At 69.2% G+C, this 14,273-nt stretch carries 15 protein-coding genes; 4 read left to right on the forward strand and 11 right to left on the reverse strand.

All coding sequences use genetic code 11. From position 1 onward, the window contains the following. Nucleotides 1–209: 209 nt before the first annotated feature. The 4 genes from DIE02_RS22895 to DIE02_RS22910 form a co-directional block, all read right to left on the reverse strand. Nucleotides 210–665, reverse strand: a complete 456-nt coding sequence (locus DIE02_RS22895; RefSeq protein ID WP_044844159.1) for a biopolymer transporter ExbD — start codon at nt 663–665, stop codon at nt 210–212. Nucleotides 666–687: 22 nt separating this feature from the next. Continuing rightward, entirely contained in the window at nt 688–1,356 is a 669-nt protein-coding gene (locus DIE02_RS22900; RefSeq protein ID WP_044844160.1) for a MotA/TolQ/ExbB proton channel family protein, read from the reverse strand. Between the two features lie 19 nt (nt 1,357–1,375). Continuing rightward, nucleotides 1,376–2,173 (reverse strand): 4-hydroxy-tetrahydrodipicolinate reductase, encoded by a 798-nt coding sequence (gene dapB, locus DIE02_RS22905; RefSeq protein WP_124529787.1) that lies wholly within the window; start codon nt 2,171–2,173, stop codon nt 1,376–1,378. A gap of 65 nt (nt 2,174–2,238) precedes the next feature. Then, on the reverse strand, nt 2,239–3,045 hold the full coding sequence (locus DIE02_RS22910; RefSeq protein WP_124488264.1) for an outer membrane protein assembly factor BamE: 807 nt from the start codon (nt 3,043–3,045) through the stop codon (nt 2,239–2,241). Nucleotides 3,046–3,187: 142 nt separating this feature from the next. Between DIE02_RS22910 and fur the strand changes: the two genes are divergently transcribed. After that, nucleotides 3,188–3,616 carry a ferric iron uptake transcriptional regulator gene (gene fur / locus DIE02_RS22915; RefSeq protein ID WP_011350926.1) on the forward strand — a complete coding sequence of 143 codons (429 nt, stop codon included), beginning with the start codon at nt 3,188–3,190 and terminating at the stop codon, nt 3,614–3,616. A gap of 210 nt (nt 3,617–3,826) precedes the next feature. Here the strand turns inward: fur and DIE02_RS22920 are convergent, their stop codons facing one another. The 3 genes from DIE02_RS22920 to DIE02_RS22930 form a co-directional block, all read right to left on the reverse strand. Then, nucleotides 3,827–4,351, reverse strand: a complete 525-nt coding sequence (locus DIE02_RS22920; RefSeq protein ID WP_044844245.1) for an ureidoglycolate lyase — start codon at nt 4,349–4,351, stop codon at nt 3,827–3,829. A 14-nt stretch (nt 4,352–4,365) separates the two neighbouring features. Continuing rightward, nucleotides 4,366–5,373 carry an allantoicase gene (gene alc, locus DIE02_RS22925; protein WP_124488263.1) on the reverse strand — a complete coding sequence of 336 codons (1,008 nt, stop codon included), beginning with the start codon at nt 5,371–5,373 and terminating at the stop codon, nt 4,366–4,368. 103 nt (nt 5,374–5,476) lie between these two features. Beyond that, entirely contained in the window at nt 5,477–6,796 is a 1,320-nt protein-coding gene (locus DIE02_RS22930) for a C4-dicarboxylate transporter DctA (protein WP_124488262.1), read from the reverse strand. A 202-nt stretch (nt 6,797–6,998) separates the two neighbouring features. On the opposite strand from DIE02_RS22930, the gene DIE02_RS22935 reads away from it, so the two are divergent. Then, nucleotides 6,999–7,721 (forward strand): FadR/GntR family transcriptional regulator, encoded by a 723-nt coding sequence (locus tag DIE02_RS22935; protein WP_185640885.1) that lies wholly within the window; start codon nt 6,999–7,001, stop codon nt 7,719–7,721. A 57-nt stretch (nt 7,722–7,778) separates the two neighbouring features. Here DIE02_RS22935 and cynR read toward each other — a convergent pair whose 3' ends face one another. Then, nucleotides 7,779–8,669 (reverse strand): transcriptional regulator CynR, encoded by an 891-nt coding sequence (gene cynR / locus DIE02_RS22940; RefSeq protein WP_124488260.1) that lies wholly within the window; start codon nt 8,667–8,669, stop codon nt 7,779–7,781. A 306-nt stretch (nt 8,670–8,975) separates the two neighbouring features. Between cynR and DIE02_RS22945 the strand changes: the two genes are divergently transcribed. Further along, complete coding sequence (locus tag DIE02_RS22945; protein WP_124488259.1) at nt 8,976–10,175, forward strand: MFS transporter; 1,200 nt, start codon at nt 8,976–8,978, stop codon at nt 10,173–10,175. Nucleotides 10,176–10,270: 95 nt separating this feature from the next. On the opposite strand, the gene DIE02_RS22950 is transcribed toward DIE02_RS22945, so the two are convergent. Beyond that, nucleotides 10,271–11,329: an L-idonate 5-dehydrogenase gene (locus tag DIE02_RS22950; protein WP_124488258.1), complete on the reverse strand. Its 1,059-nt coding sequence runs from the start codon at nt 11,327–11,329 to the stop codon at nt 10,271–10,273. Nucleotides 11,330–11,344: 15 nt separating this feature from the next. Further along, nucleotides 11,345–12,118, reverse strand: a complete 774-nt coding sequence (locus DIE02_RS22955; RefSeq protein ID WP_124488257.1) for an SDR family NAD(P)-dependent oxidoreductase — start codon at nt 12,116–12,118, stop codon at nt 11,345–11,347. Nucleotides 12,119–12,280: 162 nt separating this feature from the next. Here DIE02_RS22955 and DIE02_RS22960 point away from each other — a divergent pair, with 162 nt between their 5' ends. After that, the gene (locus tag DIE02_RS22960) at nt 12,281–13,171 is read left to right on the forward strand and encodes a LysR family transcriptional regulator (RefSeq protein WP_124488256.1); all 891 of its coding nucleotides are present in this window, start codon (nt 12,281–12,283) and stop codon (nt 13,169–13,171) included. 78 nt (nt 13,172–13,249) lie between these two features. Here the strand turns inward: DIE02_RS22960 and gap are convergent, their stop codons facing one another. Then, nucleotides 13,250–14,260: a type I glyceraldehyde-3-phosphate dehydrogenase gene (gene gap / locus DIE02_RS22965; RefSeq protein WP_006485712.1), complete on the reverse strand. Its 1,011-nt coding sequence runs from the start codon at nt 14,258–14,260 to the stop codon at nt 13,250–13,252. Nucleotides 14,261–14,273 lie beyond the last annotated feature (13 nt).

A 14,273-nucleotide genomic window follows, 5' to 3' on the forward strand; every position in this document is an offset into this window, starting at 1 on the left:
TAACCCGGAGGGTCTCCAGGTTACCCGGCGAAACCCTGCCAACCGGGCGAAAACGACGATTATACCGTTCGTGGCGGGCGGTACGGCCGGTCTCGCCGGCCGGCCCGCATTCTTGCCTGCGGGACGACACGGATGGCGCGAGCGCCCGGTGCGTCAGCCGGTCAGCCGGTCAGCCGGTCAGCCGGTCAGCCGGTCAGCCGGTCAGCGGGTCAGCGGGTCGCGCCCGCGGCGGCCGGCGCGGCGGCGCCCGCCGGCGGCACGTCGGTGACGAAGCCGATCCGCGTGAGCCCGGCGGCCTGCGCGGCGCCCATCACCTGCGCGATCACGTCGTAGCGGGTCGCGCGCGAGGCGCGCAGCCGCAGCTCGGGCGGCGCGGCGCCCGCGGCGGCGGCCCGGAAGCGCGCCGGCAGCGCGTCGAGTGCGACGGGCGCGTCGTCCCAGTAGAGCTTGCCAGCGTCGTCGATCGACAGCGTGACCGACTGCGGCGTGTCGCGCGCGACGCCGGCCGCGACCTTCGGCAGGTCGAGCCGGATCGCGTGCGTCATCAGCGGCGCGGTGATGATGAAGATGACGAGCAGCACGAGCATCACGTCGATCAGCGGCGTCATGTTGATCTCCGCCATCGGCGCGGACGTCTTGTGGTGCTCCAGCCCGCCGAATGCCATGGTCGTTCCTCCCGGCCGCGCGTCAGGCGCCCTGCGCGCACACGAATACGTGCAGGTCGCGCGCGAAGCCGTCGAGTTCCTCGGCGAGCTGGCGCACGAGCCGCCCGAGGATGTTGTAGGCAAGCACCGCGGGGATCGCGACGACGAGCCCGAACGCGGTCATGATCAGCGCCTCGCCGACCGGCCCCGCGACGTTCTCGATCTGCGCCTGCCCGCTCGCGGCGATGCTGCCGAGCGCGTGGTAGATGCCCCAGACGGTGCCGAGCAGCCCGACGAACGGCGCGGTGCTGCCGATCGACGCGAGCAGCACCTGGCCGAACTCGAGACGCCGCTGCGAGCGCAGCATCGCGTGACGCAGCGCGCGCAGCACGCGTTCGCTGCGCTCGACACGCGCGGCCAGCGCGGCCGGATCGTGTTCGTCGGCCGCATCGCGCGCGGCTTCGGCGAGCGGCACGAACACGCGCTCGCGATCGGTGCCGGCGAGCGCGGCGATGCCCGCATCGAGCGACGGCGCGCGCCAGAACGCGGCGAGCGCGCGCGGCCCCTGCCGCTTCGCACGGACCAGCAGCCAGGCTTTCATGAGGAGGAAGCACCAGCTGGCGACGGACATCGCCAGCAGCACGTAGGCGACGGCGTGCGTGATCGCATCGCCGCTTTCGAGGTAGTGGACAACGCCGGTGGGAATCGCCATCGGAGTTTCCCCGTGAGGGTCAGCGCAGGCCGAGCACGTCCTGCATGTCGAACAGGCCGGCGCCGCGCGCCGACAGGAAGCGGACCGCACGCAGCGCGCCCTGCGCGTAGGACACGCGGCTCGACGACTTGTGCGTGATCTCGATCCGTTCGCCGATCCCGGCGAACAGCACGGTGTGATCGCCGACGATGTCGCCGCCGCGCACGGCCGCGAAGCCGATCGTCGACGGGTCGCGTTCGCCCGTCACGCCATGGCGGCCGTACACCGCGAAGTCGTCGAGCGAGCGCCCGAGTGCGCCGGCCACGGCCTCGCCCATCATCAGCGCGGTGCCCGACGGCGCGTCGACCTTGTGACGGTGGTGCGCCTCGATGATCTCGATGTCGTAGCCGTGCGAGAAATGCTTCGCCGCGAATTCGAGCAGCTTCAGCGTGACGTTCACGCCGACGCTCATGTTCGCCGCGAACACGATGCCAATCTTGCCTGCCGCGGCCTGCAGCTCGGCCTTCTGCTCGGCGGTGAAGCCGGTCGTGCCGATCACGAGCTTCACGTCGTGGCGCAGCGCGGCCGCGACGTGCGCGATCGTGCCTTCCGGCCGCGTGAAGTCGATCAGATAGTCGGCCTGCGCGAACACGGCGTCGAGGTCGTCGGTCAGCTTGATCCCGGTTTCCTTGCCGAGAAACGCGCCCGCGTCCTGGCCGAGGAACGGCGAATCGGCGCGGTCGAGCGCGCCGACGAGCTGCGCGTCGGAATCGTTGAGAACGGCTTCGATCAGCATCCGGCCCATACGGCCCGATGCACCGGCAATCGCAATCTTCATGGCTTTCTACACGACAGGTCTAAAGGCGGGCGGCGCATGCCGCCCTGTTTCCGCACGCCGGCCGCTTACTGGGCCGGCGCGGTGAGCGGCTGGTTCTGCAGGTTGTCCGAGCCTTGCGGGCCGACCGGCGGCGACGCCTCGTTCGACGCGTTCGGCTGCGGCGGGCGATGGAACTGGAATTGCGGCTGGATCGCCGGCGCGGCGCCCGGCGGCTGGCCGCCCGGCACCGGCGCGCCGCCCGAGGCCTGCGCGGACGGCGTGAAGCGGCGGGCGGTCGTGCCCTGCCCGGACACCTGGTTGGTCGCGCGGTTCGCCGCGCGCGCCGCCTGGGCGTTCGCATCCTGGTCGACCGCCGCGCCGGAAACCGGCTCGACGGACGGGCTCGCGGCAGCGGTCGCCTGCGCGGCGCTCGCCGCAGCCGCGGCAGCGGCGGCTTCGGACGCCTTCTTCGCCGCGGCCGCGGCCTTCGCCTTCTTGCCGCCGCGGTCGCCGTCGATATCGGCCAGCAGGTCGAGTTCGGACGGCAGGTTCTCGGCGCCCGTCCAGCTCGCGAGGCGATCGCCCGAGAACGTCAGCACGAGGTCGCGCTGCTGGACGACGGACGTCGAGCCGCGCTTGAAGTAAAAGAGGTAATCCCAGCGGTCGGCATGGAACATGTCCGACAGCAGCGGCGTGCCGAGCAACGCGCGCACCTGCTCGCGCGTCATTCCGGCCTGCAGCTGCGCGGCCTTCTCCTGCGACACGAAGTTGCCCTGCACGACAGTGATCCGATAGGGCGTGATGCTCTGCGCGATGCGCTGCGTCACGCTGTCGTACGACGAACAACCAGCCAGCGCGGCAACGGCGGCGGCAGCGATGATGGCACTCCGCATGCGACTCCTCTGATAGTGCGAAAGGGATTCCGGGAACATTTCCGTCACCGAGCTGGCCCGCGTCGCGGGTCGCGCGTGTTTCTGGAACGGCGAAAAGCCGGTAACATTGAAGCCCTGCATTGTACTCTAGGGATGCCTAGCCATGACCAATCCGACGGATCTCAAGAATATCGGGCTAAAGGCCACCCTACCGCGCCTCAAGATTCTCGAGATCTTCCAGCAAAGCCCGGTGCGTCACCTGACGGCCGAAGATGTCTACCGCAACCTGCTCAACGAGCAGCTCGACATCGGGCTCGCCACCGTTTACCGCGTGCTGACGCAGTTCGAGCAGGCCGGCCTGCTCACGCGCAGCAACTTCGAATCCGGCAAGGCCGTGTTCGAGCTCAACGAAGGTTCGCACCACGATCACCTCGTCTGCCTCGATTGCGGCCGCGTCGAGGAATTCTTCGATGCCGAGATCGAAGGCCGCCAGCAAGCGATCGCCAAGGAACGCGGCTTCCGGCTCCAGGAACACTCGCTCGCGATGTACGGCTCCTGCACGACCGAGAACTGCCCGCACCGCAAGCACTGATCCGCACCCTGCGCGCACGCGCGACGGCCCGGCCGGCAGCTCGCCGCCCGGGCCGTGTTGTTTTCGGGATGGAAAAACGGCCCGCACGTCGCGTGCGGGCCGGGTCGGGAACGTTTTCGGTCGATCGTGCGGGACGAGGCGCCGCGTGTCGCCGGCGCGCGGCGCTCGATCCACTCGAATCCGCTCAACCCCTGACCCTACCTTCGCGCGTCAGGCCGTGCTCGCGCACGCGGGCTCGAACTCGAGCGCCCACGCGTCGTCGAGCGGAATCTCGTCGCAGTTCGGCTGCGGGCCGCCACGGTCGACGATCACGAAGTCGCTGACCGCGTCGAGCGCGAGCAGCGGATGGTGCCAGACGCCCTTCGCGTAGTTCACGCCCTGCCAGCCTTCGGCGAGGAACGCGCGCATCGCGTCGGGCCGGAACTCGCCGGCCGGCGCGACGACGATCGCATAGCGCGACACGGCCGCCAGCGGGATGAACGCCTGGCTGCCGTGCGGATGGCGCTCCATCAGCGTGATCGCCACCGGCAGCGCGCGCGGCTGCGCACGAAACACGCTGACGAGCGGCCGGCCGCCGTCCGCGCAGACGTCGATCGTCGCGAGATCGTGGAAGCGCTCGGTGGTGCCGCCGTTGATCGGGAAGTGCCGCGCGCCTTCGAGCGCGATCACGTCGCCGAACGGCGCGAAGGCCTCGCGGGTCAGGCGCTCGACGCGCAGGATATGTGGTCCGCTCATGCCGATGCCCTCCTTCAAGCCGGCTCGCCCCACAGACGCAGGCGCGACACGCCGCCATCCGGGAAGATGTTGAAGCGCACGTGCGTGACGGGGCCGAGCGTTGCGAGCTGGTCGAACGTATGCACGTGGTCCATCTGCAGCTTCTGCTCGCCGAGCAGTTCGGCCCAGAACATCGCCTGCGTGACGAGAGAATCGTCGGTGCCGCCGGCGACGTGCGCGGCCTGCAGCGAACAGCGGTCGGGGAAGTTGCCCTTGAAGAACGCCGTATCGACCTCGACGCGCCGGATGATGCCCGGCCGCGCCAGCGCGACGATCGCCCAGTCGTTGCCGGGTTCGCGGCGGCGCCGCGTTTCCCAGCCGTCGCCCATGTTCGCGCCGCGCCCCGGCATCAGCATCTGCGAGGCCGGACCGAAGTGCTGGTTGTTCGCGGCCACCAGGTAGCCGCCGTTCTCGATCGCCGCGAGATCGACGAGTTCGCCCGCCGGCACGTGGCGCCAGTCGCGCTGCGGCTGGCCGTACACGCGCAGCCGCGCGAGCCCGCCGTCCGGATACAGGTTCACGCGCAGGTGCGTGACCGGCTGCGCATCGTCGACGCTCACGTAGTGATGCGAATTGCCCTGCAGCGTCGTCGCGGGGACGATCGTGCGCCATTCGGTGTCGTCCGGCGGCGTGTCGCCGTCCACCGCACAGGCCTCGATCGACGCGGCCGGCGGAAAGTTGCCGGTGAAGTGGCTCGTATCGAGATCGACGCCGTAGATCACGCCCGGCCGCGCGAGCCGGACCACGCAGAAGTCGTGGCCGGTGGTGCGCTTGCGGCGCGTTTCCCAGCCGTCCATCCACTTGCCGTGGTCGTCGTACTTGCCGGGAATGAAGACGGCCGGCTCGGGATTCAGCATGCGCTCCTTCGGCGCGAAGAATTCGTCGCTGGCGAAGAGCGCCTGCGCGCCCAGGCGCGGGTCGGCGAGGTTCATGTAGCGCCGCGTGAAGGCCGGCGCGTTCGGATCGAGGATGGGGGCTGCCATGTCGTCTCCATTATTTTGGCAAGGACCGGCGCATCGACGCGCCAGCCGCGGGACATTCGTTCGCGCGAAGCAGCCCGGGAGGCCGCTTCGCGCGCGGGTGCGCTCAGAGCGCGTGGGCCTGGTCGCCGGCGACCGGCGCGGCGCTGCCGGCTTCGTCGGCCACGTAGCGCAGTTCGCGGTTCAGCACGCGCTTCGCACGGGCCCGGTCGATGTCGTTCTCCCACACGGCGACGACCACCGTCGCGACGCAGTTGCCGATCAGGTTGGTCAGCGCGCGGGCAATGCCGACGAACCAGTCGACCGGCAGGATCAGCACGAGGCCGAGCACCGGAATCGCGGGAATCGCCGACAGCGTCGCCGCGAGGATCACGATCGCCGAACCGGGAATCCCGTGCGCGCCCTTCGACGTGACGAGCGACACGAGCAGCACGACGATCAGGTCGTGCGTGGACAGCGGCGTGTTGGTGGCCTGCGCGATGAACAGCACCGCGAGCGTCAGGTAGATCGAGAAGCCGTCGAGGTTGAACGAATAGCCGGTCGGGATCACGAGGCCGACCGTCGAATCCTTGATGCCCATGTATTCGAGCTTGCTCATCACCTGCGGCAGCACCGCGTCCGACGACGCCGTGCCGAGCACGATCGACAGTTCCTCGCGCAGGTAGCGGATCAGCTTGAACACCGAGAAGCCCGCGAGACGCATCACCGCGCCGAGCACGACCGTGACGAACACGAAGCAGCTCAGGTAGAACACCGCGACGAGGTAGCCGAGCTGCTTGAGCGACGCGACGCCGTACTTGCCGGTCGTGAACGCGATCGCGCCGAGCACGCCGAGCGGCGCGAGCTTGATGATGAAGCCGATGATGCGGAAGAACACGTGCGACAGTTCCTCGATCAGCGAATTGACGCGCTGCGCCTTGTCGCCCAGCAGCGACAGCGCCGAGCCGAACAGCACCGCGAACACGAGGATCTGCAGGATGTCGCCCTTCGCGAACGCGTCGATCGCGGTCTCGGGGATGATCTTCATCAGGTAGCCGGCCGTGTCCTTCAGGCTTTCGGCGTTCTTCGCGTACGTCGAGAGCGAGGCCGCGTCGAGCGAGCGCAGGTCGATGTTCATGCCGACGCCCGGGCGCGTGACCCATGCGAGGACGAGCCCGATGCCGAGCGCAAGCGTCGTCATGATCTCGAAGTAGACGACCGCCTTCAGGCCGACCCGGCCGACCTTCTTCAGGTCGCCCGCATTGGCCATCCCGCTGACCACGACGCAGAACACGATCGGGCCGATGACCATCTTGATGAGCTTCAGGAAGCCGTCGCCGAGCGGCCGTAGCGACTCGGCGAAATGCGGGAAGAACGCGCCAAGCGCGACCCCGAGGATCAATGCGACGACTACCCGGCCAAACAGCGAATTGAGGAATTTCGACACGGCGCTCTCCCGATCCAACGGTTGCAGTTTCGTCTGTTCATACTGGTAAGACCAGTGATGTTATGGTGGATAGTAGGAAGCCGATATAGTCGAGTCAAGGACGGACAAAATAGGGATTTCCCGCCCCTGTGCCCCGCACCGTGCGGGGGCGGATCGTGGCTTTCCCGTAGGCCGGTCGTGCACCGCGCGCGTGCGGATTACAATGCCGGTCAGACCGGCCATCGTTCACATCATGAAAAACGTTCCGCACACCGTGACCGACGCCGCCATCGCGACGATCCGCGACCGGATCGAGGCAGGCGTGTATCCGGTCGGCAGCCTGCTGCCGGCCCAGCGCCAGCTCTCCGAGGAGCTGGAGATCAGCCGCGCGTCGCTGCGCGAGGCGCTGTCGACGCTCGAGGCGCTCGGGATGCTGCGCATCCGCGCCGGCAAGGGCGTGTATGTCGAAAGCGCGCAGGCGTCGGCCGCGCATCCGTGGCAATTCGCCGAGCAGTCGTCGCCGCCCGATACGTACCAGATGCGCTATGCGCTCGAAGGGTTCGCCGCGCGGATGGCCGCGCACGTCGTCAGCGACGACGACATCGCGTGGTTCGAGGACAACCTCGCCGACCTGCACGTCGCGCTGACCGACAGCGCGCTCGACGAAGCGTCGCAGCTCGACTTCGACTTCCACATGCGGATCATCCATCTCGCGGGCAACGCGGCGATCGAGTCGGTGCTGCGCAGCAGCGCCGACATCATGAAGGAAAGCCAGCGCATGCCGTTCTACCGGCGCGAGCTGCTGCTGTCGACGTGGCACGAGCATCGCGCGATCGTCGACGCGCTGATCGCCCGCGATGCGGCCGCGGCCGGCACCGCGATCGAGACGCACATCGCGAACGCCGCGCAGCGCGCGGGCATCTTCTTCCCGACGCCGGGCACCTGACGCAGCCGCCGGCCTACGGTCGCGGCCGGCGCGGCAGCGGTTCGCCGGTCGTACCGGTCATCCCCCCGAAGGATCGCGATACGCGAGCGCGCGCTCGATGAACGCGCGCGCCGCGACGCTGCGGTATGCGCCCTTGCGCGTGAGCAGCGCGGCCGTGCGCGACGGCAGCGGCGGATCGAGTTCCAGCGCGCACAAGTCGCCGCTCTCGCGCGCGATCGCGTCGGGCAGCACCGTCGCGAGCCGCCCGCGGCGCACGAGTTCGAGCACCGCGCTGACCGTATTCGTCTCGATCGCGATCCTCGGCTGCACGCCCTGCTCGATGAAATACCGGTCGATGCTCGCGCGCGTCGCGAACGCGCGGCTCAGCAGCACCAGCGGCTCGCCGGCGAGTTCGGCCGGGCTCAGCGCGCGGCGGTGGCGGGCGAGGCGGTGCGCGCGGCCCGTCACCAGGGCGAGCGGTTCGTCCCACAGCGGCAGCGCGTCGATGTCGGGCGCGCGCGGCGGCATGAACGCGAAGCCCGCATCGAGCCGGTCGTCGGCAAGCTGCGCCTCGATGCGCTCCTGCGACATCGCGTCAATCGTCAGCGCGACGTTCGGGAAATCCGCATGGAACGCATCGATCAGCGAGCCGCTCAGGTAGGCCGCGAAGGTCGGCATCATCGCGAGCCGCAGCGAGCCGCTGCCGAGATCGGCAACGTCGTGCAGCGCTCGCTGCCCGGTGTCGAGCTCGTGCAGCGCCGCGCGCGCGTGGCGCGCATAGACCTCGCCGAATTCGGTGAGCCGCACCGTGCGGCCCGAGCGGTCGAACAACTGCACGCCGAGCATGTCCTCGAGCTGGCGGACCTGCTGCGACAGCGTCGGCTGCGACACGTGCAGCGCATCGGCCGCGCGCGTGAAGCTGCGCTGCTCGGCGACGGCCAGGAAATAGCGGATGTGGCGGAGTAGCATGGCGGCCCGGGTATTGGTAGAACCAATGGATACCATAAGGATCCAGTCTTGGACGCTATGGTTCGGTTCCCGCATCATACGCACATCCGCTCCCGCGCACGCCGCCTGGCCGCCGCACCGGAGCGGCCCGCCCGGGCCCGCCCTCTCCCGCCCGCCGCACGACGTTGCGCCGCCGCCTCGACCGGGCGCCGGCCACGCGCCGCCCGGCGCGCATCGCCGATCCGCTGACGCCGGGCCCGATTTCCCGCAACCCCGCGTTGCCGACGGCCCGCGCCGCCGGCCGGCACCGCTGCTTCTTTCGCGACCATGGAACCGCATCAAGACAACCATCCTCCCCTGACCCGCGCGATGACGCTGCTGTTCGCCTGCGCGTGCGGCATCGTCATCGGCAACATCTATTACGCGCAGCCGCTGCTCGCCGCGATCGCACACAGCTTCGGCCGCCCGCCCGCCGAACTCGGCTATCTCGTCACGCTGACGCAGCTCGGCTATGCCGCAAGCCTGCTGCTGATCGTCCCGCTCGGCGACGCGGTCAACCGCCACACGCTGATCGTGCGGCTGCTCGTGCTCAACGTGATCGCGCTGGCCGCCGTCGCGTTCAGCACGAACTTCACGATGTTCGTCGTCGCGAACATCGCGCTCGGCTTCGTCACCTGCTCGACGCAGCTGCTCGTGCCGTTCGCCGCGTCGCTCGCCGACGCGCGCACGCGCGGCCGCGCGGTCGGCACCGTGATGAGCGGGCTGCTGCTCGGCATCCTGCTCGCGCGCGTCGCCGCCGGCGCGATCGCCGACGGGTTCGGCTGGCGCGCGGTGTACGGCATCGCCGCGGCGATGATCCTCGCGCTGACCGGCGTGCTCGCGGTGAAGCTGCCGAAGGATCGCCGCCACGCGCGGCTCGACTACGCGGCGCTGATGCGCTCGCTCGTCGCGCTGGTGCGCGCGCAGCCGCTGATCGCGCTGCGCTCGGCCTACGGCGCGCTCGTGTTCGCGTGCTTCAGCCTGCTGTGGACCGGCCTCACGTTCCTGTTGAGCCAGCCGCCGTACAGCTGTTCCGAAGGGCAGATCGGCCTGTTCGGGATCGTCGGCGCGGTGGGCGCGCTCGCGGCGACGTCGGCCGGCCGGCTCGTCGATCGCGGCCACGGCAACGCGGCGACCGGCCTGTTCGCGGCGGCCGTGCTCGCGTCGTTCGCGCTGATCGCGGCCGGCGCGCATTCGCTCGTCGCGCTGATCGCGGGGATCCTGCTGCTCGACGTCGGCGTGCAGGGCATGCACATCTCGAACCAGAGCGTGATCTATGCACTCGCGGGCCACGCGCGCAGCCGCGTGACGACCATCTACCTGACGAGCTACTTCGTCGGCGGCGCATTCGGATCGTTCGCGGCGAGCGTCGCGTACGGCATCGAAGGCTGGCGCGGCGTGTGCATCGCGGGCGCGGCGCTCGCGGGCGTGCTGATCGCCCTGTGGCTCGCGTCGCAGCGCATCGGCGCGCGGCAAGTCACGCAATGATCCGGTTTCGCTCCAGCCGATGAAAAAGGCACGCTCCGCCAATCGCGGGCGTGCCTTCCTTGCCTTGTGCGCCGTCGCGCGCCATCAGCAGGAGCTCATGCCGCCGCGTCCGCGAAATCGATCAGCACCTTCATCGCGCGCTGCCGGTCGCCGGCCAGCTCGAACGCGCGGTTCGCGTCGCGCATCGGGAACACGCCCGTCACGGCCGGGCGCAGGTCGACGCGCTCGGCATTGATCAACTGCACCGCGAGCGCGAATTCCGCATGGAAGCGGAACGAGCCGCAGATCGACAGCTCCTTCGCGACCACGACGTTCTGCGGCAGGCTGACGTCGCCGCCGAGCCCGAGCTGCACGACGACGCCGCGCGGCCGCATCACGTCGAGACCGTCGCGCAGCGCGCGCGCATTGCCCGAACACTCGATCATCACGTCGAACGTGCCCTTGTCTGCACCGTAGCGCGCGACCCAGCCGGTGTCGGCCGCCGCGTTGATCGTATGGTCGGCGCCGAGCGCGCGGGCGACCTCGAGCGGCGCATCGACCACGTCGGTCGCGACGATCTCCGCCGCGCCGTGCACCCGCGCCGCCGCGACCGCCAGCACGCCGATCGGCCCGCACCCCGACACGAGCACGCGCCGCCCGATCAACGGGCCCGCGCGCGACACCGCATGCAGCCCGACCGCGAACGGCTCGGCGAGCGCCGCGAGCGACAGCGGCACATGGTCCGCCACCTTCACGCACTGCGCGGCATCGCACACGAGCGCGTTGCGAAACGCGCCCTGCACGTGCGGCATGCGCATCGCGCTGCCGTAGAAGCGCATGTCGAGACACTGGTTCGGCAGCCCTTCGAGGCAGTAGCGGCATGCGCCGCACGGGCGGCTCGGATTCACCGCGACGCGATCGCCGACCTTCACCGACGTCACGTCCGGCGCGACCGCCGCCACCGTGCCGGCGACTTCATGGCCGAGCACCATCGGCTGCTGCAGCCGGATCGCGCCGAAGCCGCCGTGCCGGAAGTAATGGAGATCGGAGCCGCAGATGCCGCCCATCGCGACCTCGACGCGCACCTGGCCCGGACCGATCTCGCCCGCGTCCTGCTCCTCGAGCCGCAGGTCGTTCGGCCCGTGGATCACGAGACACATGCAACGCATACGCATGACGTTCCTCCTTTTCTAGACGGCGCTGGTCAGCCCGCCGTCGACGAACAGCGTCTGACCGTTCACGAAATCCGATGCGGCCGACGCGAGGAAGATCGCCGCGCCGCACAGCTCGTCGACCTGCCCCCAGCGGCCGGCCGGCGTGCGCTTGCACAGCCAGTCGGAGAACGCCGCGTCGTCGACCAGCGCGCGATTCAGCTCGGTCTCGAAATAGCCGGGCGCGAGGCCGTTCGCCTGGATGCCGTGGCGCGCCCAGTCGGCGCACATGCCTTTCGTCAGCATCCGCACCGCGCCCTTGGTCGCAGCATACGGCGCGATCGTCGGCCGGGCGAGCTCGCTCTGCACCGAGCAGATGTTGATGATCTTGCCGCGGCCACGCGCGATCATGTGGCGCGCCACCGCCTGCGCGACGTTGAACACGCCGTCGAGGTTCACGCGCATCAGTGCATGCCAGTCGTCCGGGTCGAATGCGTCGAGCGGCGCGCGGCGCTGGATGCCCGCGTTGTTCACGAGGATGTCGATCGCGCCGACGCGCGCCTCGAAATCGTCGATCGCCGCGCGCACCTGCGCGTGCTCGGCGACGTCGAACACCGCGTAGTCGGCCGCGAAGCCTTCCTCGCGGAAATGGCGCGCGAGCGTCGCGGCCTTCTCCTCATTGCGATCGTTGATCACGATCGCCGCACCGGCCTCCGCGAGCCCGCGGGCGAGCGTCAGGCCGATCCCGCGTCCGGAACCCGTGATCAGTGCGCGGCGGCCATCCAGGCGGAACCGGTCAAGCGCGTTGTTCATGCATGTCTCCTCGTGCCATCGAGCCGACCGCCGGTCGCGGCCGGTCTCGCGTCGAGGGTATCTTCGACGCTCGGACGGGCGTCGCGCCAATGGTCTTTTTTGATCCGGTTATCATGAAATCCGATCACCGTTCTCTTCACCGTTTGCCGCCGCCCGCCCACCATGGAACTCAAGCAATTGCGCGCCTTCGTCACGCTCGCGGAAGAACTGCATTTCGGGCGCGCCGCACAGCGCCTGTTCATCGTGCAGTCCGCGCTGAGCATGCAGATCAAGGCGCTCGAGGAGGAGCTGGGCGCACGCCTGTTCGAGCGCGACCGTCACAAGGTCGAGCTCAGCGATACGGGGCGAGTGTTCCTGCCCGAAGCGCGGGCGACGCTGCAGCAGGCCGCGCGCGCGGAGCAGATGGCGCGGCTGTCGAGCCGCGGCGAGATCGGCACGCTGCGCATCGCGTTCGTGTCGTCGGTGCTGCCGGCGCTGCTGCCGGCCGTGCTGCGCACGATGCGCGAGCGTTATCCGCTGATCGCGCTCGAACTGAAGGATTTGCCGACGCCCGACCAGATCGCAGCGCTGCGCGACCGGCGCATCGATTTCGGGATGATCCGGCTGCCGGCCGCGTATGCGGGCATCGACACGCGCGTGGTGCTCGAGGAGGGCTTCGTGGTCGCACTGCCGCTCGACCATCCGCTCGCCGCGCACGACACGATTTCACCGTCCGCGTTGCGCGGCCAGCCCGCGTTCGTGCTCGCGCGCCGCTACGCGCCCGGCTTTCACGACGACATGCTGCTCGCGCTGAGTCGCGCGGGCACGACGCTCGAGATCGCGCAGGAGTTCGGGGAATTCACGACGATGCTCGCACTCGTCGCGGCCGGCATGGGGATCGGGCTGATCCCGGCGGAAGCCGCGAGCGCGCTGCCGCCGAACGTGCTCGCGCGGCCGCTCGACCTGGCCGGCCACCGCAGCGGCATCGGCCTCGCGTGGACCGACCTCGACAGCCCGCTGAAGCGCGCGTTCGTCGACGCGCTCGAGCAGGTGACGGCGAACGCCGCGCAATAAAAAACCCGGCCGGGAAAAATCCGGGCCGGGCTCGTTCGCCACGCAGGCCGCCGTGCGGCGGCCGTGCGACGTGCGGGATTACTTCGCGTTCGCGAATGCGACTGCCGTATCCAGCATGCGGTTCGAGAAACCCCACTCGTTGTCGTACCAGCTCGACACCTTGACGAGGCGGCCCGACACCTTGGTCAGCGTTGCGTCGAACGTCGACGAAGCCGGGTTGTGGTTGAAGTCGATCGACACCAGCGGTGCGTCGTTGTAGCCGAGGATGCCCTTCAGCGCGCCTTCCGATGCTTCCTTCATGATCGCGTTGACTTCCTCGACCGTCGTGTCGCGCTTCGCGATGAACGACAGGTCGACGATCGACACGTTGATCGTCGGGACGCGGATCGCGTAGCCGTCGAGCTTGCCGTTCAGTTCCGGCAGCACGAGGCCGACGGCCGACGCAGCGCCCGTCTTGGTCGGGATCTGGCTGTGGGTGGCCGAACGCGCGCGACGCAGGTCTTCGTGGTAGACGTCCGTCAGCACCTGGTCGTTCGTGTATGCGTGGATCGTCGTCATCAGGCCGGTTTCGAGGCCGATCTTGTCGTTCAGCGGCTTGACGAGCGGCGCGAGGCAGTTCGTCGTGCACGATGCGTTCGAGATGACGGTGTGCTCGGCCTTCAGCACGTCGTGGTTCACGCCGTAGACGATCGTCGCGTCGACGTCCTTGCCGCCCGGCGCCGAGATGATGACCTTCTTCGCGCCGCCCTTCAGGTGCGCGCTCGCCTTTTCCTTCGTCGTGAAGAAGCCCGTGCATTCCATCACGACGTCGACGCCCAGCTCGCCCCACGGCAGTTCTGCCGGGTTGCGGTTCGCCAGCACGCGGATCTTGTCGCCGTTCACGACGAGGTAGTCGCCGTCGACCGACACTTCGCCCGGGAACTTGCCGTGCGCGGTGTCGTACTGGGTCAGGTGCGCGTTGGTCTTCGCATCGCCCAGGTCGTTGATCGCGACGATCTCGAGATCGTGCTTCTTGCCGTTTTCATAGAACGCGCGCAGCGTGTTGCGGCCGATACGGCCGTAGCCGTTGATTGCGACGCGAATCGTCATGGTCTATCTCCTG

Source organism: Burkholderia sp. Bp8991 (assembly GCF_003853795.1).
Taxonomy (GTDB): Bacteria; Pseudomonadota; Gammaproteobacteria; order Burkholderiales; family Burkholderiaceae; genus Burkholderia.